Origin of the sequence: Citrobacter sp. Cpo061 (assembly GCF_030332845.1) — a bacterium.
Lineage (GTDB): Bacteria > Pseudomonadota > Gammaproteobacteria > Enterobacterales > Enterobacteriaceae > Citrobacter > Citrobacter portucalensis.
Genome location: NZ_JAOWHB010000053.1, coordinates 207669 through 227376 on the forward strand (window position 1 = coordinate 207669; position 19708 = coordinate 227376).

Sequence of the window (19708 nt, forward strand, 5' to 3'; positions counted from 1 at the left end):
ATTAGATAATCAGGCGCGGATATCGTCGTACTCGCGGGTTTTATCAAATTCATGTTTGGCAAACGGGCACAGCGGAATAACTTTGCGGTTTTCAGCGCGCATCTTCTCTACCACTTTCGCCACCAGCTGTTTGCCGACGCCCTGACCTTTCAGACTGGGATCGACATCGGTATGTTCAATGATGCTCAGATGCTCGCCCGTCGGCACGAAAACAATCTCGGCAACCTGGTTGCCCTCAGCATCATTGACATAAAACTTGTTATGGCCTGCAAGAATTTCCATGCTTCCCTCACTCATTTTTGGCGATATTTCAGCGCACCGCTCGGACAGGTATCGATGACCTTGATGACCGTGGCAACGTCCACTTCATCCGGAATAATCCACGGTTTACGTTTCAGGTTAAACAGCTTCGCGCTTCCCCGCACGCAATTGCCCGAATGCTGACACATCGCCGTGTTGAAGTAGACGTCAATCTTCTCGCCGGTATAGGCCCGGTAACCTGCATCCAGTAGTTCCTTATCCACGACATTGCCTCGCATTTTTTTATTGTCTGGGTCTAATCATAGACCTATGCGAGGCTGAAGGAAGCGGCTGAAAGCAGAAATATCATTCAGGCTTTTTCAGTATCGACGGCTGCGGCTCTGGCGGCAAATACTCCAGCATCGCAGGCGTCGGCGGCGGGAGGCGGTTATCGGCAATATCCCTGTCCACATCGATATGACTGATTTCGCCATTCTCATGATGGTGGACCGTCAGCACCCTCGCCTTGTTCAGTTCCGTAACCAGCTCCCGGGTAATACGCAAACTTTCTGCCAGCTCATGGTCTTCAAGCCCGGGTCTGCGACTGCGGCGTTCGACCCGAAAACGAAACTGGTTGTACTTCGCCCAGCCAATCAGCACCAGTCCGTTGACCAGGGCGACAAGGATATAAAACGTGACCGTATCCAGCGTGGTGAAAAAGGGTCGCACCCCCATATACGGTGAATGCGCCAGGGCTGTGATCAGCCCTTTATAGATTAAATAGATAAATCCAACCCATGCGATGGCCGTCAACAACACATCGATGATGCGCGGCAGCAAACGCCGCTCCGTGAAGATCAGTGGCTGGTTCATGATTCGATCCTCCCAATACCGCGATCAGGACTCACCCAACGCGCTCTGCCACGTTTGCGTTTGAGCATCACTTTCGGGAATGACACCAGCGTGGTGAACAGGCTTAGCATCCAGTACACCACCGGGAACCAGATAATCCAGAACAATGAAGCGCCAATATTTTTTTCATAGCGTCGTTCAATCATCAGGCTCACCGCAAACTGCAGCAAGCACACCACGCCGAGGATAAGCCCGGTAAAGGCTGGTGGGAACAGATGCTGTACATACAGCGAGTCCGGCATCGGGATCATCAGCCCTAACAGGAACAGCACGATACTGATCGCATAGGCAAATGCCCAGGCGGTAGAAAAACAGAACTCAAGAAACAGCGGCCACATGCGGCGGAACTCCCACGACCACAGACGACGCATGTTAACGATAAACACCTCTGCACCACCCTGCGCCCAGCGCAAACGCTGCTTCCACAGCCCTCTTAAGGTTTCAGGCATCAGGATCCAGCACAGTGCGCGCGGCTCAAAGAATACCGACCAGTGGCGCAATTGCAGCTTCCAACTGATATCGATATCTTCGGTGATCATGTCCGGGCTCCAGTAACCGACCTCGGCCAGCGCGCGACGACGAAACGCCGCAACCACACCTGAGACACTAAAGATCTGCCCATAGACTCGCTGAGTACGCTTAATCAAGCCGATAATGGAAGTGAACTCACCGACCTGCACACGACCGATTAACGTAGAGCGGGTTCGAATTCGCGGGTTCCCCGTCACTGCACCAACGCGCGGGAACTGGATCAGCGGAGCCACCATATAAGCGACGGCATCGCGTTCCAGTAACGCATCGCCATCAATACACACCAGATAATCGCTGCGCGCCGCGGCCGCACCGGTCTTGAGCGCCAGCGCTTTGCCCTGGTTTTCAGCCAGATGAATCACCCGCAGGCTGGGGTATTCCACTGCCAGTTGTTCCAGCACGTCGTGAGTGTCATCCGTCGAACCATCGTTGATGGCGATCACTTCGATATTCTTATATCGCTGGGCCAGTGCTGCCTCAATGGTTTCACGCGCATTGATCCCTTCGTTAAAACAGGGGATCAGAATGGAAACCAGTGGATTCCCCTGCAATGTCGGTGGTGGAGTGTCATCTCCCCATTTCCAGTGACGTTCACGGTAAAACCAGAAATAGACCCCGCCGCTTATCCATAAGCCAGACATGAATAAAGGCCAGAAGAAGACGAAGTTCAACATCACTTCACCTGTAAAGATGACAGCCACACCAAACGGCAGGCTGAACATCAGGCAAAGTATCAGGAAAGCAATAATGCGATCGGTCATTTTTGCGGATACCAGTATGAGGAGAACGTCGAGCGAATCTCTGACATCTCAGGTTTGTCGCTGATGAAATCATCCGGGTAATAGCCGTAGTTACCTGCACCGCTTAATTTCAGCTGGCGCATCCATTCGGCTATTTGTTTTCCGCTGATTTCAGCCTGATCCCCGGATTTACGCCAGTCTCGTGCCTGCAGTTCAAACACGGTTTTATCCAGCGCCCCAGGGGTTTGTGCAACGGCATTCACCAGTCGGTCAAGCCATGCGTTGGCATCATTGGCCGGGATCTGTTCCATGAATGGCATCGCCATCGGCGCCGTCCAGTCATAGGTATTGAGGAAATCATTCAGGTTTTGTGCAAACCAGGCTTCACTTTCAGGCTCCAGTACCGGCATGGCGTAAATATTGCGCGCGGTTTGCACCTGTGGACCGCGAATATTACGCACCGTCCGGGTCAGTTGTTTGGTGAAGTCAATCAGCATCTTACTTTTCAGGCGAGTCCAGCGCTCGAACGCCTGAGGATTATTACGTATTTGCTCGATACTGCCCGGAAGCCCTGCGGCACGGTAGGCGGCTAACGCCTCCGGTGACGCATCTTCAAAATCCGTCAGGAAAGCATCGTCATGGAACAAAATACCTTTGAAGCTGGCGTGCTTCGCCAGGTCTTCATAGATTTCAGTGATGCGTTTGCGCGCTTCGCTGTCCCAGGGCGAGAGACGAACATAGTTCTCATGATTGATAGCAGTGCGTCCCGTTTTCGGATCCCATGCGGTTACGCGTGGAATGGACGCGTCGAGATCGAAAGCCAGAACCGGCATCCAGGCATACACCGTCACCCCGGCCCGCGTTTGTAACTGCCAGGAGATATAGTTAAAGAGATCGGCACGCATCGGCAGCCAACGGTTAGGGAAATAGAGTTCGCGAATATTCCCGTCGCCCTGCGGATCGGCGTACGCCTGCAGGAAGACATGAGAAATACGCATGTCATAAACGCGCTGGATCAGCTTATCGATATTTCGCTTCTGCTGAGCAGGGTCTTTGTCATACACGTAATCCAGATCGACATGCATCACGCGCATCGTCTGTGGTTCACGGACCTGAGCGACCTGACTGGCAAAGCGCTTAAGGGATGGGTTATCAGAAATCAGCACGCGCGGAATATCATCGAGAAACGCGGCATTCGCCAACCCTTCATTAAGCGTAAAGGCCATCTTATAGCCATGCTCTTTGGCCAGGTTTAACGTTGTACCGTTGGCTGCGCCGTAAGGCCATACCCACGCGCGCGGCGATTTGCCGGTCACCGCTTTGATCTTGTTAGTGATCAGAGAGATATCCGTGTTTATACGTCGCGTGTACTGTTCGTCCGTTTCGTAAGTGCCGGTTTTCTTATCATACAGGCGGTTCGCCACAGCGGGCTCTTTACTCCCCTGCGGGTTGGCCTCAGCGCCAAAGTGCGAGTTCCAGGTGTGCGCACCGACTTCCACCAACGGCGACTTGCCCATTTCTTCGACCATTTTCCAGGTGGCGAATTTGTCTCGCGCGGTCATTAAGCCACCAAAATCGACTTTTTTGTTGGCTGGCGCATCAACCCAACTGCCTACTGGCGCCCAGAGCGCAGGCCAGTTGTAGGCTTTCAGTAGCGGCCAGACGCGGGTATAAAAACTGCTATATCCATCGTCAAAGGTGAGCAGTACCGCTTTTTCCGGCAGTACAATTTTACCGTCATGGGCGTCCAGAATTTGCTGCACGCTGATCGGCTGATAGCCATTATCACGCAGCCAGGCCATTTGGTCGCTCAACGCGCTGGTACGCACAGAGAGGTAGCGCTGGTCGGCTGCACCATCCTCCACATCATGGTAGCCGAGCACCAGAAAGCTATTTTTCGGCCACGGATGATCCGCCGTCAGCGGTGTTCTCTCTGCGGGAGGAACATAGCGAGGCGTTGTATTGTGCGCGCTGCTGCACGCGGTAATCATCAACCAGCCAGCGATTAATGCGCTAAGCCACAGGCATCTTTTCAGCATGAACAATCCTTAAAACCTGACATTTAAATCGAAAGCGAGGGAGATATTCCGCTCACGTTTACCGTCATAGGGGCGTTTATCCCAAATCAGCATCACCCCGCCATCTACGACGTTGTTCCATTTAAGCCGTTGTCCGTATCCCACCTGGACGATAGCGCCTGCATCTTCACCTTGCTGCCAGTAGCCACCTACGCCAGCCAGACCTTGCTGTGTCCAGACGGTATCATAGTGGCGGTAAAGAACCTGCTCTGCGCTCAGGCTAGGGACAACCGAAAAATCACTCTTCGGGTTGTAATACGGAACATTTTCTTTGGTGTTGGTGCTCCCGCCGATACCCGGTGTAAAGTCCAGCGTGAAGCGCGGCGTGGTCCACATGCGCTCTTTTCCGCTGAGTCCGTATTCGATGCGATCGTTACCGTCCGAGAAATGTGATGCGGCAAACGACAGTTGATATTCACGTCGTTCGTTTTGATACCAGCGAACAAACATATCGCCGCCGTTGGCATACACGCCACTACGCAGCGCGCGCAACGGGGTATTGCGAGAGAGGCGCTCGGCCGAACCACCAACGCGCCAGTTGTCATTGAAGTCATGCCAGCCGGATAGACGCCCGCCAATCTTCTGACCATCGCCATAATTTCGGCCAGACACTTCCATTTCCGCCCAGTAATCACGGGAAGTCCATTCTGCCCCCGCCGCCAGATCGCGGCTGATGCCCTTCCCTTCCTCAAATTCACCAGTAGCAAAGTTGAATCCGGTAAACAGTCGCCAGTTGTCATTAATCGGCGGACTGTAAATAGCCGTGTTGATGTTGAAGTCATTCTTACCGCTGACCGGGCTATCGGACGAGATCCCCTGCGTTCCGCTAATACGCACTTCCGACATTTTGTGGACATCACGAATACGCGCGAGGCGCAGCGTCGCTTCATCATCCGGGCTACGGGCAATAACGTCATCCGTCAGTTCATCTGCCTGTTTCCACTCCTGAAGATCCAGTGCAACGTAAGCCTGCTGACGTTCCAGCTCCAGGTTGCTTGGTTCAATGACTTCCGCCAGCTTAAGCTCTTTCTCCGCCGCATGCGGCAATCCACGCGCTTCAAGCACAGAGGCATAGGAAATGCGCAATCCCTGGTTACCAGAGCCTGTTCGTGCCAGATGCTCTGCGAGCTTTTCTGCCTCTGGCAGTTCATTGGCAGCGATATGATATTGCGTCAGTAGCGACTGTCCGAGCAGCCAGTTATCGTTAGGCTGCGGCGTTGGCGAGCCATAGATACGCTGCAGATACGGACTCTCTTTGATCAAATCATCGACTTGTTTTTTGGCAGCATCGAAGTTTTCATTATCAATGTGCGCGTAGAACAGATCTTGTTGATCCTCAGGACTGAGCGGCGTCACCGGGATAGGTCCATTCGGGTAGTAGATGCTCGCCAGCATCGCTTCGGTTTTTTCCGGCTGGCGTTCGCTTAACCATGCTGATGCCACCCAGCGTTTTGCATAGTTTGGTACTTCGCCGCTTGCAGAAAGGGATTCATACTCATCAATCACTTCGGCAGTACGCTTACGCACCAACAGGGCACCCATACGGTCAATTCTCGCCCGACGGACATCATTCTGCGCAGACGGCTCATCTTTCCAGGCCGCCAGCAACAGGTCATAACGGGCCAGCGCTTTATCGGCCACGATAAACCGTTCTTCTTCATTACGTGCGGACGTATAGGAGGAGCGTACCATTTCAGCCGCCGCATCAAGCTCAAGACGGCGCTTCACTGGATCAGCCGTGGGAACGACCTCCGCCATATTTAAAGCGGGTCCGGAAACGCGGTTCGCCGACAGCGCAGATAGCAGCGTGGATTTTGCATTTTTGTTGCCTGGATCAACATCATCCGCCTGGCTGGCAACCAACAGTGCATCCCAGTTTTTCCCCTGAGAATGATATACGTAGGCAAGCAGTGCGTCGGAGTCTGCGCCCGGATGCGCCTGCGCCCATTTATTCGCTTCAGTAAGGGCTTGTTGGTTGTAGCGCGCATCCGCCAACGTCATTATCCAGCCGGTGCGTACATCCACGTTATCAGGCTCTTCCTGTAAAACGCTTTCCCACACCGCCAATGAATCATTCCAGTTTTTCTGGTTACGGTACGCACGTGCAGCGGCGACTTTGCCGCGCGCAGGCACATCCATCTGCCCACGATACCGCTGCCAGATTTGAATGGTTGTTTTATCGTTGTTCTCAACCCAACCAGAAACTTGCAGCCAGTCGGCAACCTGATTTGGCGTTAGCGCACTTTTCTTTCCCTGATCCTCAAGGTAGCGCAATAGTGGCGCACTATTCCCCCCCCGCGCTTCAATAACCAAAGCATCATAATCTGATACCGCAGCAGAGATTTGCATAGGGAAAAGAATGCTTGCCGTAAATAAACAGCTTACAGACTTAAAACGTTTAATGAAGTTGGCATGTCGACGCATACTGAACATATCTGCCCTTATATCTTACATCAGAGTAAAAATAAGCGTTTTCAATAAGTTACGGTCAATCCCTGACAGTTGCCGACCATGTAAGATGCACTGCCGCTTATTTCGTAATAGGGTTATGAAGCAATTAATTCTTTCGTCTTATTGACTACCCGCACCGCGTCCTCTAATCGTTGGACAGGAGGCATAAACTCGGGAATTTTATCACTCCATGTAGTTCGTGGCTACGCAATAAGAAAAGTCTTAGGCAAAAAAGTATTTTAGACTAAATAATCCTAATACTCTTGGGATTGAATTCTGGATTTAAACAAAGTTTGCCCGGTGACATCATGTGACGATGCTTACTATTGCTGGTTAGCATAGCTACACCGCGCAACTGTTTGCATGGTAACTATTTTGAGAGGTGAATAGAGAAAAATCTGATAATAGGCTCTCTGCTAACAACAAAATATAACTTAATTTTTAGGGCTCAAACAGGGCCAATGAAATGAAAATAAGGGTACAGGCGCAAGAAGAATTAGATACAGTAACAATGCGTTGAAATCAAACAACTTTATTTATCATTTTTCGAAACCTACCATAATTGGTATTTGGAAACTCAATCAAATACGTGCGTGAATAATTGTGTATTACTCTACCTGTTAATATATTTACCAACCTTGCGTACTATTGACAATATCAACCACAATCAATTATTTCCCCTTACAATATGCAAGCCTATTTGCATTACAAGCAACTGATAGAAGCATAATTTTTTGCACTTACCTTCCCCTCAGACTTTCAGGTAATCTGGGCAAAGACGCCAATGGGAGCCGGTCAATGAAAATCGTTAACGCAGAAGAAAAGCACATCCCCGCCATACGCGATATCTATGCACATCATGTTCTTCACGGTACCGGCAGCTTTGAAACCGACCCGCCGGATGCACACGAGATGCTTGCTCGTCTGGAAAAAATCCGCAGCCTCGGGCTGCCGTGGGTCGTCGCTCTGCAGGAAGATAAGGTCATCGGGTATTGCTACCTCACCCGCTACCGCGAGCGCTATGCCTACCGCTATACCCTTGAGGATTCGATTTATATTGCTCCAACGGCTCAGCGTCAGGGTGTAGGAAAAGCCTTACTGCGTCATGTGATTGGCTGGGCTGAAGCACAGGGTTATCGGCAACTGATTGCCATCGTCGGCGACAGCAATAATCAGGGATCGTTAAAAGTCCATCAGCAGGCCGGATTTACGCAAATCGGCACACTGAAAAACATTGGCTTCAAACATGGGCTATGGCTCGACACGGTATTGCTACAACGTAATCTGGGTGAAGGTAACGGCACGCTACCACCGGATTCCGGTGTCGCTATCTAACGTTTTTAAGGATTAATTACAGGGAGAGAATTTTGGAGCGGGCGAAGGGAATCGAACCCTCGTATAGAGCTTGGGAAGCTCTCGTTCTACCATTGAACTACGCCCGCATCGAAGTGCGTAAGGGATTATAAACCTTACGCTCTTCTTGGCAAGGGACTAACCGACTGACTGGCGATTAAATCACCGTCAGCATTTTGGCTTACTGCCCTGCGGCGGCAAATAACGCAGCGGATCGATAGCCGTCGCCCGGTAGCGGATTTGGAAATGCAGCCGCACCGTAGTCGCATCCGAGCTGCCCATCGTCGCGATTTTCTGCCCGGCCTTCACGTTTTGACCGTTGTTCACCAGCATGGTGTCATTATGCGCATACGCAGTGATGTAGTCCTCACTGTGCTTAATCATGATGAGATTACCATAGCCCCGCAGCTGATTACCGACGTAAACCACCTTCCCAGCGCCGGCGGCATAAATCGGTGTACCGCGCGCAGCAGAGATATCAATGCCCTTGTTGCCGCCGTCCGCGGTTGAATAAGGCAGGATCACCTTACCGCTGGCAGGCCACTGCCAGCAACGTTGCCCTACCGGAGGCCAGGAAGACTGCGGTACGGACGAAGACGGTCTGACCGCTGCCGTTTTGGTTGAGGATTTCTTGGTTGTTTTGCCAGAGTTAGAACTGGTTTTCGCGCCACCGCTGACCTTCAGTTTTTGCCCTACTTCAATGGTATAGGGCGGTGAAATATTATTCAGGCGGGCGATCTCTTTCACGCTGGTCCCGGTAGCGCGCGAAATACGGTATAGCGTATCCCCCCGCTTCACGGTATACACGGAGCCGGAATAACTTCCTGTATCAGACGACTTGCTCCCGGAACACCCTGCTAACAGCAGACCGACGCACAGCAACATCACGATACCCTGGCCATTTTTCTTCAGGCGTCCTGCACTCAAAACAATACCTCGCAACATTTTCAGACGCTTTATCATAGCAGCCAGACACCGGATGCCAAATCATATCGCGCAACGAACCGTCGGCTCTGGCATTTCACACCCTCTGTTAATCAATCTGACTTAATTAAGCATATAATATGGGTGCTTAAGATTGATGGTGGACGCTATGCGACAGGAACATGTCATTTTATTGAATGAGCAGGACCAACCTTGCGGAACGCTGGAAAAATATGCGGCGCATACCGCCACAACCCCCCTGCATTCCGCTTTCTCGTGCTGGATATTTAACGAGCAGGGCCAACTGCTGGTCACCCGCCGCTCGCTGCACAAAAAAGCCTGGCCAGGTGTCTGGACCAACTCTGTCTGCGGTCACCCGCAGCTGGGTGAAACCCACGAAGCCGCTATTGTTCGCCGGGCTCGCTTCGAACTGGGTGCAGACATCGACTTGCTCAGCCCCGTATACGCTGACTTTCGTTATCGCGCTACAGACCCGAGTGGAATAGTTGAAAACGAAGTATGCCCGGTTTATGCCGCACATATCGTGAGTCCGCTACAGCTAAATCCAGATGAAGTGATGGATTGCCACTGGAGCAGTCTTGCGGATGTCTTAAGCGGGATTGACGCGACGCCGTGGGCTTTTAGCCCGTGGATGGTAATGCAGGTTGCAGACAAAGAAGCGCGTACGCTGTTGCGGAATTACTGCCAACAAATTATTGCCTGATGGCGCTACGCTTATCTGGCCTACATAACGAATCGTAGGCCGGATAAGGCGTCAGCCGCCATCCGGCATTTCACATCTTACTTAACCGGGCGCATCGCCGGGAACAAGATCACGTCGCGGATAGTGTGGCTGTTGGTGAACAGCATAACCATACGGTCGATACCAATGCCCAGACCCGCAGTCGGCGGCAGACCGTGTTCCAGAGCGGTAACGTAGTCTTCGTCATAGAACATTGCTTCGTCATCACCCGCATCTTTAGCGTTAACCTGATCCTGGAAACGCTGCGCCTGATCTTCCGCATCGTTCAGCTCGCTGAAACCGTTACCGATTTCACGTCCGCCGATGAAGAATTCGAAACGGTCAGTGATTTCCGGATTTTCGTCATTACGACGCGCCAGCGGAGAAACTTCTGCTGGGTACTCGGTAATGAAGGTCGGTTGAATCAGGTGCGCTTCCGCAACTTCTTCAAAGATCTCGGTCACGATACGGCCCAGACCCCAGCTCTTCTCAACTTTGATGCCGATAGATTCAGCAATCGCTTTTGCAGAGTCGAAGTTATCCAGATCGGCCATGTTGGTTTCCGGACGGTATTTCTGAATCGCTTCGCGCATGGTCAGTTTTTCGAACGGCTTACCGAAGTCGAAGACTTCTTCACCATAAGGCACTTCAGTCGTTCCCAGAACGTTCTGCGCCAGCGTACGGAACAGCGATTCGGTCAGTTCGATCAGATCTTTGTAGTCCGCATAAGCCATGTAGAGTTCCATCATGGTGAACTCTGGGTTATGGCGAACAGAGATGCCTTCGTTACGGAAGTTACGGTTAATTTCGAACACGCGTTCGAAGCCGCCAACCACCAGACGCTTGAGGTACAGTTCCGGCGCAATACGCAGGTACATATCCAGATCCAGCGCGTTATGATGGGTGATGAACGGACGCGCAGCGGCACCGCCAGGGATCACCTGCATCATCGGGGTTTCCACTTCCATAAAGCCGCGACCCACCATGAACTGACGGATGCCAGCCATAATTTGTGAACGCACTTTAAAGGTATTGCGGGATTCATCGTTAGAGATGAGATCCAGGTAACGTTGACGATAGCGCGCTTCCTGATCCTGCAGACCGTGGAATTTGTCCGGCAGCGGGCGCAGCGCTTTGGTCAGCAGACGCAGTTCGGTGCAGTGAATAGACAACTCACCGGTCTTGGTCTTGAACAACTTACCTTTCGCGCCGAGGATATCGCCCAGATCCCATTTTTTGAACTGCTCGTTGTAGACGCCTTCCGGCAGGTCATCGCGAGCAACGTACAGCTGAATACGGCCGCCAACGTCCTGCAGCGTAACGAATGATGCTTTACCCATAATACGACGGGTCATCATACGGCCAGCAACGGATACCTCAATGTTCAGCGCTTCCAGCTCTTCGTTTTCTTTCGCGTCGAAGTCAGCATGCAGTTGGTCTGAGGTATGATCGCGACGGAAATCGTTCGGGAACGGGATCCCCTGCTCACGCAGGCTCGCCAGCTTCTCACGGCGCGTTTTCAGTTCATTGTTAAGGTCGGCTACCGCGTCAGCGCCCTGTACGTGTTGTTCAGACATGTTGGTTCCTCATAACCCTGCTTTCAAACTTGCTTCGATAAATTGATCCAGGCTGCCATCCAGCACCGCCTGCGTGTTACGGGTTTCAACCCCGGTACGCAGATCTTTGATGCGGGAGTCATCAAGGACATAAGAACGAATCTGGCTACCCCAGCCGATATCTGACTTGTTGTCTTCCATCGCCTGTTTCTCGGCATTCTTCTTCTGCATTTCCAGTTCATAAAGCTTCGCTTTCATCTGCTTCATGGCCTGGTCTTTGTTCTTGTGCTGGGAACGGTCGTTCTGACACTGCGTCACAATCCCAGTCGGGATGTGGGTAATACGCACCGCAGATTCCGTACGGTTAACGTGCTGACCACCCGCACCGGAGGCACGGTAAACGTCAATACGCAGATCCGCCGGGTTGATATCGATATCAATATCATCATCAACTTCCGGATAAACAAACGCAGAACTGAACGACGTATGGCGACGTCCGCCGGAGTCGAACGGACTCTTACGAACCAGACGGTGTACGCCGGTTTCAGTACGCAGCCAACCGTACGCATATTCGCCAGCAATTCTGATGGTCACGGATTTAATACCCGCCACTTCACCTTCAGACTCTTCAATAATTTCAGTCTTAAAGCCGCGCGCTTCAGCCCAACGCAGATACATGCGCATCAGCATGCTTGCCCAGTCCTGCGCTTCCGTACCGCCAGAACCTGCCTGAATATCGAGATAGCAATCTGCGCTGTCATATTCACCGGAGAACATACGACGGAATTCCAGCTGGGCCAGTTTATCTTCCAGCGTGTCGAGTTCTGCTACGGCTTCGTTAAAGGTTTCTTCGTCGTCGGCTTCTACAGCCAGTTCCAGCAGGCCGGAGACATCTTCCAGGCCCTGGCTCATCTGATCGAGCGTATCAACGATGGCTTCAAGAGAAGAACGCTCTTTACCCAGCGCCTGCGCGCGTTCGGGTTCGTTCCATACGTCCGGCTGTTCCAGCTCGGCGTTTACTTCTTCCAGACGCTCTTTCTTGGCATCATAGTCAAAGATACCCCCTAAGAACGTCAGAGCGCTCCGTGAGGTCCTGAATGCGGTTATTTACCGGATTAATTTCAAACATTGTCTGATTTCTTTTATTGGACTAGTCAAAATGCGGTGATAAGAGCGGGATTGTAACTAATCCACGCCCTTTTTTATAGCGATTAGTGACGCTAAAGTGGCCAGATATTGTCGATTATAATCTGCAAACTACGGTTGCCGCGAAACTCATTAATATCCAGTTTGTAGGCAAGCTGAACTTCGCGCACGCCGTTGTCCGGCCAGCAGGTGGTATCGACGTTAAACGCAATGCCGTCCAGCAGCGGACCACCGCCTACGGGCTCCACCATTACCTTCAGATGACGCTCACCGACCAGACGCTGCTGGAGCAAACGGAAATGCCCGTCAAACAGCGGTTCCGGGAACATTTGTCCCCACGGTCCGGCATCGCGCAGCATTTGTGCGACCTCCATGGTCATCTCCGCTGCGCTCAGTGGGCCATCCGACACCACTTCACCTTGCAGTAAGGCGGGATCCAACCACTCGGTAACCAGTTCGCCAAAACGCTGCTGGAAACGCTCAAACTGCGCCTCTTCAAGCGATAAGCCCGCAGCCATGGCGTGACCGCCAAACTTGAGGATCATGCCCGGATAAAGGGTGTCCAGGCGCTCCAGCGCATCGCGCATGTGCAGCCCCTGAATCGAACGCCCGGAGCCTTTGAGAGTACCATCACCTGCCGGGGCAAACGCTATCACCGGGCGATGGAATCGTTCTTTAATGCGCGATGCCAGAATCCCCACAACGCCCTGATGCCACTCGGGATGATACATTGCCAGGCCGCCCGGAAGCGTATCGCTACTGCGTTCCAGCTTTTCACACAGGGTCAGCGCTTCGGCCTGCATACCCTGCTCAATCTCTTTGCGCGTCTGGTTGAGTGCGTCCAGCTCATTGGCCAGCACGCGCGCTTCACCAATGTTGTCGCACAGCAACAGCGCTACGCCAACGGACATATCGTCCAGACGCCCCGCCGCATTCAGCCGTGGCCCGAGGGCAAAACCTAAATCACTGGCTGCCAGCTTTAGGGGGTCGCGATTGGAAATCTCCAGCAGCGCTTTGATACCAGGGCGGCATTTTCCAGCACGGATACGGCTTAAGCCTTGCCACGTCAGAATGCGGTTATTGGCATCCAGCGGTACCACGTCCGCCACCGTGCCAAGCGCAACCAGATCGAGCAAATCCGCCAGGTTCGGCGGTGCAATGCCTCGCCCATCAAACCAGCCTTTGTCACGCAGGAAAGTGCGCAGCGCCAGCATCAGATAGAAGGCTACACCAACGCCTGCCAGCGATTTCGACGGGAACTCACAGTCGTGCAGGTTAGGATTGATGATCGCCTCTGCGCCCGGCAGCGTATCCCCTGGCAGGTGGTGATCGGTCACAACGACCGGGATCCCCAACGTTCTGGCATGTTCGACACCCGCGTGAGACGAGATGCCGTTGTCTACGGTGACAATCAGCTGAGCACCACGGGCATGGGCCTGATCAACGACTTCCGGGCTTAAACCATAACCGTCCTCAAAACGATTTGGCACCAGGTAGTCAACGTTACTGCAGCCCAACGCGCGCATCGCCAGGATGCTTAGCGCCGTGCTGGTCGCGCCATCGGCATCGAAATCGCCAACAACGATGATGCGAGTTCCCGCACGAAAGGCGCTGTAGAGGATCTCAACCGCCTTTTCGACACCGTTTAAATGCTGCCACGGCAGCATTCCTTTGACGCTACGCTCAAGCTCCTGCGCGCTACGTACACCGCGACTGGCGTATAAACGGCGCAGCAGCGGCGGTAAGTCGGCAGGTAGCTCGACTGTCTCGTCGGCTTCACGCCGACGAAGTTGTATCTGTTGTTTCACGCGAATTATTTACCGCTGGTCTGTTTTGCATGTGCGTCGAGGAATTCTTTCATCTCTTTCGGGCCCTGATAACCAGGTACGACATAGCCATTGCTCAGCACAATCGCCGGTGTACCGCTGACGCCAAACTGTACGCCCAGCGCATAGTGGTTAGCGATATCCACATCACAGGTCGCCGCTTTCACGCCCTTGCCAGTCATCGCGTCGTCAAAGGCTTTGTTTTTGTCCTTAGCACACCAGATAGACTTCATGTCTTGCTCAGCCTGGCTGTCCAGCCCCTGACGTGGGAAGGCCAGATAACGTACGGTGATCCCCAACGCATTGTAATCTTTCATCTCTTCATGCAGCTTGTGGCAGTAACCACAAGTGATGTCGGTGAAAACGGTAATGACGTGTTTTTCCTGCGGCGCTTTGTAGATGATCATCTCTTTTTCCAGCGCGTTCAGATGCTTCATCAGCAGTTGGTTGGTGACATTCACCGGACTTGCGCCGCTCACGTCGTACATCGGTCCCTGAATAATATGTTTACCGTCTTCAGTTACGTACAGCACGCCGCTATTGGTCAGTACGGTTTTCATGCCCGCAACCGGAGCAGGTTGAATCTCGGTGCTCTGCACACCCAGCTTTGCTAATGACTGACGAATTGCCGCGTCGTCTGCATGTACCATGCCGGAAAACGCCGTCGCCAGAAGGGTGAACATCATAAAACGTTTTTTCATAGCCTATCCTATCCTGTCAGCACTCACGCTCGCGGGTGATGTTGTTGATGTAGTTGCCGCAAGCGCTCCGTTGCGACATGAGTATAAATCTGCGTTGTCGAGAGATCGCTATGCCCCAGTAGCATCTGCACCACGCGCAGGTCTGCGCCATGGTTGAGCAGATGCGTGGCAAACGCGTGCCGCAGGACGTGCGGTGACAGCTTTTCGCTGTCGATTCCCGCCAACACAGCATAGTGTTTGATACGATGCCAGAAGGTCTGACGGGTCATCTGTTGCGCCCGCTGACTAGGAAACAGCACATCAATCGTTACACCGTTGAGCAACCATGGACGCCCATGCTCCAGGTAAGTTTCCAGCCAGTACACAGCCTCCTCACCCAACGGGACAAGGCGCTCTTTGTTACCTTTACCGATCACCCGTACCACACCCTGACGCAGGCTGACGTCACTCATCGTCAGTCCTACCAGTTCAGACACGCGCAGGCCTGTTGCATACAGCACTTCCAGCATGGCTTTGTCGCGTAGCTCCAGCGGTTGCTCAATAAGCGGCGCTTGTAGCAGCCGCTCAACCTGCGCTTCGCTGAGATCTTTAGGCAGGCGCTGCGGAAGTTTAGGTGATGCAAGCGAGGCGCTGGGGTCATCTTCGCGATATTTTTCGCGGTACAGATGCTGAAAAAAACGTCGCGTCGCACTGAGCAAACGTGCGGAACTGGTGGCTTTATACCCTCCATCCATCCGCTCAGCCAGCAAGGCTTGCAGATCATCACTTTGCGCGGTCGCAAGCGAAGCGCCGCGGTGATGTAACCATTCCACAAGCATGGTCAGATCGCGACGATACGCACTTAATGTGTTTTCCGCCAGATTTCGTTCCAGCCACAGGGCATCAAGAAACTGCTCGATGCGCGCCAGATCCTGTTCCACTCGCGCCCCTTATTCCACTCTCATTTTTGATGCATTATGCCTCATTGTGCCGTGAATGCGGCGATTCTGTTACACTACCCGCAACGCTACAGCAGAATTGAGATGTTTACGTCATGAACATGGGTCTTTTTTACGGTTCCAGCACCTGCTACACCGAAATGGCAGCAGAAAAAATCCGCGATATCCTGGGTCCCGAACTGGTGACACTGCACAACCTCAAAGACGATTCCCCGACCCTAATGGAGCAATATGACGTGCTCATTTTGGGCATCCCAACCTGGGATTTCGGTGAAATTCAGGAGGACTGGGAAGCGGTCTGGGAGCAACTGGACGACCTCAACCTGGAGGGCAAGATTGTCGCGCTTTACGGTATGGGCGATCAGTTGGGATACGGCGAATGGTTCCTGGATGCGTTGGGTATGCTGCACGATAAACTGATCACCAAAGGTGTAAAGTTTGTCGGCTACTGGCCCACAGAAGGCTACGAATTCACCAGCGATAAACCCGTCATTGCTGATGGACAGCTGTTTGTTGGCCTGGCGCTGGATGAGACGAACCAGTACGATCTCAGCGATGAACGCATTCAGGCCTGGTGCGAGCAAATTCTTGGGGAAATGGCCGAGCACTGGTCCTGATAACCGATTTGCCGGATGACGGCGTAAATGCCTTATCCGGCCTGCATGACGCACCTAACTGTAGGCCTTCAAGCTGCGCGCCATCAGGCATGTGTCATGCGTTACCCTTGCTTCGCCTTTTGCAGCATCAACCGCCGTAAATCCCGCCACTCTGTATCATCCATACTGTCTGCTGCCAGCCACAAATGTTGACGTTTTCCGGCATCAGATCGCAAACGCAGCATCATGCCTGTTTTAACCATCCAGGGGGCGCTAACGATAGACCACTCTTGCCCTTGCCAGCGCAGACGGCCATCCATCAATAGCCGAATCTCACCCTGACAGGCGTTGATTCGACGCTGACTGCGAACGCTATCGAACACCACCAAAGAGAGCAAAACCAGCCATAATGGGGTGTAGCTCAATGGCCAGGGCATCAATAAAATAAACACCGCGACCAGCCCATGAATTAGCAGTGAAAGCCACTGTGCGCGCCATGATACGCGTAAATCAGATTGCCACTGGACCACGTTCCCGATTCCGTGTCTGGATAAGTCGCACCATCTGTTCCAGCTGCTCATCAGCTGGTTTCCCATGATTCATCAACCAGTTAAATAAATCTGGATCATCACATTCTAGCAGACGGATAAAGATACGTTTTTCTTCGTCACTTAAGCTGTCATATTCATGTTCGAAAAACGGCATGATAGAGATGTCCAGCTCGCGCATACCGCGGCGGCATGCCCAATGAATACGTGCTTTGTTGTTAATATCCATGTTCTTCTCCCTGTCTCGCGAAAACGAAGTATCCCGCTATTGTAACGTGTTTTTCCCGCTCTTTTTACGGGAATATCAGTAAATTGAAGCTCGCTCGCTAAATAAAACCTTATTAAGCCAAAGGATTCACCAATTTTGGATGTCTCCTCGCAAAGCACAATATATGGCACAAATAGCCTGTTTAAACCGCTTGCAATGGGCCATAGCTCTTTTACCATTAGTCATCATCACTGCGTTAAGCAAATCAGGACATTATTATGGCTTTTACATCTTTTCCTCCTCGCCAGCCTTTTGCGTCAACGCGTTTACCTCTGACGCTAATGACGCTCGATGACTGGGCGCTCGCCACCATCACCGGTGTCGACAGTGAGAAGTATATTCAGGGTCAGGTCACGGCGGATGTCAGCCAGATGACCGAGCATCAGCACCTGTTGGCTGCACATTGTGACGCCAAAGGTAAAATGTGGAGCAACCTGCGTCTGTTCCGCCGGGGTGACGGTTTTGCATGGCTTGAGCGCCGTAGCCTGCGTGATGCGCAGCTCACTGAGCTGAAAAAATACGCGGTCTTCTCGAAGGTGGCGATCGCCCCAGACGACGAGCGCGTCCTGTTGGGCGTAGCGGGATTCCAGGCACGTGCAGCGCTGGCCAATATCTTCAGCGAATTACCGAACAGTGATAAGCAGGTCATTACCGAAGGTGCCTCCACGGTATTGTGGTTCGAACACCCTGCCGAACGTTTTCTGCTGATCGTTGATGCCACCACCGCAGAAACCTTGGTTGAAAAGCTACGTGGCGAAGCTGAGTTAAATAACAGCCAGCAGTGGCTGGCGCTGGATATCGAAGCGGGTATCCCCGTGATTGATACAGCCAACAGTGCACAGTTTATTCCACAGGCTACCAATCTGCAGGCTCTGGGCGGGATCAGCTTTAAAAAAGGCTGCTACACCGGTCAGGAAATGGTGGCTCGTGCAAAATTCCGCGGAGCCAACAAACGCGCCATGTGGACTTTGGCGGGGGCCGCCGGTCGAGTACCGGAAGCTGGCGAAGACCTTGAATTAAAAATGGGCGAGAACTGGCGTCGTACTGGTACCGTACTTGCTGCAGTACAACTGGCCGATGGTCAGGTACTGGTGCAGGTTGTGATGAATAACGACATGGAGGCCGACAGCGTGTTCCGCGTTCGTGACGACGCAAAAACGCTGCGTATCGTACCGCTGCCATATTCGTTAGACGAAGAGTAATTGGTAGGCCTGATAAGTGCAGCGCCATTAGGCAATTCGGCACATGCCGCCGAATTGCGGCATTGCCTCGTCCGGCCAACAAAATACAGCCCGGGCGAGGCGTTTACGCCGCCCCCGGGGTTGCACTGAATCTATGCGTGTTGCCCCACGTACAGATAGATCGCCAGGAAGTGGCAAACGCTGCCGCCCAGCACAAAACCGTGCCAGATCGCATGGTTATAAGGAATACGCTTACAGACGTAGAAAATTACGCCCAGCGAATACACCACACCGCCAACAGCCAGCAACGTCACGCCTCCCGCCGCCAACTTCACCGCCAGTTGATACACCACAATCAGCGAAAGCCAGCCCATTGTCAGGTAAGTCACCAGCGACAGAATTTTAAACCGGTGTGCGATGGTCAGTTTGAATAAAATACCGATTAGCGCCAGGCTCCAGATAACAATCATAAGTCCACGTGCCAGCGGCGAATCAAGCCCCACCAGCAGAAATGGCGTGTAGGTCCCGGCAATCAGCAGATAAATCGCGCAGTGGTCGAATTTTTTCAGCCAGACTTTCGCTCTCTGATGGGGGATCGCGTGATACAAGGTTGAGGCGAGGAACAGCAGGATCATGCTGCCGCCGTACAGGCTATAGCTGGTAATCGCCATAGCGCTGGCATTGGTATCCACTGCCTGAACCAGCAACAACACCAGTCCGACAATCCCAAACACCAGCCCGATACCGTGACTGATGCTGTTGGCTATTTCCTCTGCCAGCGAATATCCCTGCGCGATTAATGGCTTCTGAACCATAACTTACTCCCGAGAAACGAACCCTATCGTGATTGCTCCTCTAGCGTAACTGAGAATGGTTCCAGTGAACACCTGTTAGCTAAAATAATTACCAGATAAATATTTACCATTAAAAATCATGGTGTTAGTTTTTAAATTTCAGCTAACATGCGTACCATTAAA

The 19708-nt window shown here is 52.6% G+C and carries 19 protein-coding genes and 1 tRNA gene; 4 read left to right on the forward strand and 16 right to left on the reverse strand.

The annotated features are described in order from the left end of the window. Window positions 1-9: 9 nt before the first annotated feature. From OGX97_RS19610 to pgaA, 6 genes are all read right to left on the reverse strand, one after another. Window positions 10-282, reverse strand: coding sequence for a GNAT family N-acetyltransferase (locus tag OGX97_RS19610; protein ID WP_003033869.1), 273 nt, complete (start codon window positions 280-282; stop codon window positions 10-12). Window positions 283-293: 11 nt separating this feature from the next. Beyond that, window positions 294-524, reverse strand: a complete 231-nt coding sequence (gene yjdI, locus OGX97_RS19615; RefSeq protein ID WP_003825544.1) for a 4Fe-4S mono-cluster protein YjdI — start codon at window positions 522-524, stop codon at window positions 294-296. 82 nt (window positions 525-606) lie between these two features. Further along, complete coding sequence (gene pgaD / locus OGX97_RS19620; protein ID WP_235126856.1) at window positions 607-1113, reverse strand: poly-beta-1,6-N-acetyl-D-glucosamine biosynthesis protein PgaD; 507 nt, start codon at window positions 1111-1113, stop codon at window positions 607-609. Beyond that, window positions 1110-2444 carry a poly-beta-1,6-N-acetyl-D-glucosamine synthase gene (gene pgaC, locus OGX97_RS19625; RefSeq protein WP_048236716.1) on the reverse strand — a complete coding sequence of 445 codons (1335 nt, stop codon included), beginning with the start codon at window positions 2442-2444 and terminating at the stop codon, window positions 1110-1112. The genes pgaD and pgaC overlap by 4 nt, the downstream gene beginning before the upstream one ends. Next, a complete protein-coding gene (pgaB, locus tag OGX97_RS19630; RefSeq protein ID WP_048215612.1) occupies window positions 2441-4462 on the reverse strand; it encodes a poly-beta-1,6-N-acetyl-D-glucosamine N-deacetylase PgaB in 2022 nt (673 codons plus the stop codon). The genes pgaC and pgaB overlap by 4 nt, the downstream gene beginning before the upstream one ends. Window positions 4463-4471: 9 nt before the next feature. After that, the gene (gene pgaA, locus OGX97_RS19635) at window positions 4472-6934 is read right to left on the reverse strand and encodes a poly-beta-1,6 N-acetyl-D-glucosamine export porin PgaA (RefSeq protein WP_286592715.1); all 2463 of its coding nucleotides are present in this window, start codon (window positions 6932-6934) and stop codon (window positions 4472-4474) included. A gap of 816 nt (window positions 6935-7750) precedes the next feature. Between pgaA and OGX97_RS19640 the strand changes: the two genes are divergently transcribed. Then, entirely contained in the window at window positions 7751-8287 is a 537-nt protein-coding gene (locus OGX97_RS19640) for a GNAT family N-acetyltransferase (protein ID WP_032944886.1), read from the forward strand. 33 nt (window positions 8288-8320) lie between these two features. Here OGX97_RS19640 and OGX97_RS19645 read toward each other — a convergent pair. Together OGX97_RS19645 and actS are read right to left on the reverse strand one after the other, a co-directional pair. Next, window positions 8321-8394, reverse strand: a tRNA-Gly gene (locus OGX97_RS19645). A 79-nt stretch (window positions 8395-8473) separates the two neighbouring features. Beyond that, complete coding sequence (gene actS, locus OGX97_RS19650; RefSeq protein WP_218658954.1) at window positions 8474-9232, reverse strand: amidase activator ActS; 759 nt, start codon at window positions 9230-9232, stop codon at window positions 8474-8476. Window positions 9233-9398: 166 nt separating this feature from the next. Between actS and idi the strand changes: the two genes are divergently transcribed. Further along, the gene (gene idi, locus OGX97_RS19655) at window positions 9399-9953 is read left to right on the forward strand and encodes an isopentenyl-diphosphate Delta-isomerase (RefSeq protein ID WP_235126854.1); all 555 of its coding nucleotides are present in this window, start codon (window positions 9399-9401) and stop codon (window positions 9951-9953) included. Between the two features lie 77 nt (window positions 9954-10030). Here idi and lysS read toward each other — a convergent pair whose 3' ends face one another. The 5 genes from lysS to xerD form a co-directional block, all read right to left on the reverse strand. Next, window positions 10031-11548: a lysine--tRNA ligase gene (gene lysS, locus OGX97_RS19660; RefSeq protein WP_005123357.1), complete on the reverse strand. Its 1518-nt coding sequence runs from the start codon at window positions 11546-11548 to the stop codon at window positions 10031-10033. Window positions 11549-11557: 9 nt separating this feature from the next. Further along, window positions 11558-12656, reverse strand: a protein-coding gene (prfB, locus tag OGX97_RS19665; protein WP_100194817.1) for a peptide chain release factor 2 whose coding sequence is annotated in 2 segments (ribosomal slippage) — window positions 11558-12580 and window positions 12582-12656 — 1098 coding nt in all. Because the reading frame shifts where the segments join, the coding sequence is not laid out codon by codon here. A gap of 91 nt (window positions 12657-12747) precedes the next feature. Further along, window positions 12748-14481 carry a single-stranded-DNA-specific exonuclease RecJ gene (gene recJ, locus OGX97_RS19670; RefSeq protein WP_218658953.1) on the reverse strand — a complete coding sequence of 578 codons (1734 nt, stop codon included), beginning with the start codon at window positions 14479-14481 and terminating at the stop codon, window positions 12748-12750. A gap of 5 nt (window positions 14482-14486) precedes the next feature. Further along, complete coding sequence (gene dsbC / locus OGX97_RS19675; protein WP_003825520.1) at window positions 14487-15200, reverse strand: bifunctional protein-disulfide isomerase/oxidoreductase DsbC; 714 nt, start codon at window positions 15198-15200, stop codon at window positions 14487-14489. A 23-nt stretch (window positions 15201-15223) separates the two neighbouring features. Next, a complete protein-coding gene (xerD, locus tag OGX97_RS19680) occupies window positions 15224-16120 on the reverse strand; it encodes a site-specific tyrosine recombinase XerD (protein ID WP_186413019.1) in 897 nt (298 codons plus the stop codon). Between the two features lie 113 nt (window positions 16121-16233). On the opposite strand from xerD, the gene fldB reads away from it, so the two are divergent. Continuing rightward, window positions 16234-16755 carry a flavodoxin FldB gene (gene fldB, locus OGX97_RS19685; RefSeq protein WP_003026933.1) on the forward strand — a complete coding sequence of 174 codons (522 nt, stop codon included), beginning with the start codon at window positions 16234-16236 and terminating at the stop codon, window positions 16753-16755. Between the two features lie 101 nt (window positions 16756-16856). On the opposite strand, the gene OGX97_RS19690 is transcribed toward fldB, so the two are convergent. Continuing rightward, complete coding sequence (locus OGX97_RS19690) at window positions 16857-17264, reverse strand: protein YgfX (protein WP_071446521.1); 408 nt, start codon at window positions 17262-17264, stop codon at window positions 16857-16859. Further along, window positions 17245-17511: an FAD assembly factor SdhE gene (sdhE, locus tag OGX97_RS19695; RefSeq protein ID WP_003825514.1), complete on the reverse strand. Its 267-nt coding sequence runs from the start codon at window positions 17509-17511 to the stop codon at window positions 17245-17247. The genes OGX97_RS19690 and sdhE overlap by 20 nt, the downstream gene beginning before the upstream one ends. Before the next feature lie 257 nt (window positions 17512-17768). On the opposite strand from sdhE, the gene ygfZ reads away from it, so the two are divergent. Beyond that, window positions 17769-18752: a tRNA-modifying protein YgfZ gene (gene ygfZ, locus OGX97_RS19700; protein ID WP_153752296.1), complete on the forward strand. Its 984-nt coding sequence runs from the start codon at window positions 17769-17771 to the stop codon at window positions 18750-18752. Between the two features lie 131 nt (window positions 18753-18883). Here the strand turns inward: ygfZ and trhA are convergent, their stop codons facing one another. Beyond that, entirely contained in the window at window positions 18884-19546 is a 663-nt protein-coding gene (gene trhA, locus OGX97_RS19705) for a PAQR family membrane homeostasis protein TrhA (RefSeq protein ID WP_071445549.1), read from the reverse strand. Window positions 19547-19708: the final 162 nt, after the last annotated feature.

Coding starts and splice junctions, on each gene's coding strand:
- OGX97_RS19610 (WP_003033869.1), bottom strand. CDS start 282: ATGGAAATTCTTGCAGGCCATAACAAGTTTTATGTCAATGATGCTGAG.
- pgaD (WP_235126856.1), bottom strand. CDS start 1,113: ATGAACCAGCCACTGATCTTCACGGAGCGGCGTTTGCTGCCGCGCATC.
- pgaC (WP_048236716.1), bottom strand. CDS start 2,444: ATGACCGATCGCATTATTGCTTTCCTGATACTTTGCCTGATGTTCAGC.
- pgaB (WP_048215612.1), bottom strand. CDS start 4,462: ATGCTGAAAAGATGCCTGTGGCTTAGCGCATTAATCGCTGGCTGGTTG.
- pgaA (WP_286592715.1), bottom strand. CDS start 6,934: ATGTTCAGTATGCGTCGACATGCCAACTTCATTAAACGTTTTAAGTCT.
- OGX97_RS19640 (WP_032944886.1), top strand. CDS start 7,751: ATGAAAATCGTTAACGCAGAAGAAAAGCACATCCCCGCCATACGCGAT.
- idi (WP_235126854.1), top strand. CDS start 9,399: ATGCGACAGGAACATGTCATTTTATTGAATGAGCAGGACCAACCTTGC.
- lysS (WP_005123357.1), bottom strand. CDS start 11,548: ATGTCTGAACAACACGTACAGGGCGCTGACGCGGTAGCCGACCTTAAC.
- dsbC (WP_003825520.1), bottom strand. CDS start 15,200: ATGAAAAAACGTTTTATGATGTTCACCCTTCTGGCGACGGCGTTTTCC.
- fldB (WP_003026933.1), top strand. CDS start 16,234: ATGAACATGGGTCTTTTTTACGGTTCCAGCACCTGCTACACCGAAATG.
- sdhE (WP_003825514.1), bottom strand. CDS start 17,511: ATGGATATTAACAACAAAGCACGTATTCATTGGGCATGCCGCCGCGGT.
- ygfZ (WP_153752296.1), top strand. CDS start 17,769: ATGGCTTTTACATCTTTTCCTCCTCGCCAGCCTTTTGCGTCAACGCGT.
- trhA (WP_071445549.1), bottom strand. CDS start 19,546: ATGGTTCAGAAGCCATTAATCGCGCAGGGATATTCGCTGGCAGAGGAA.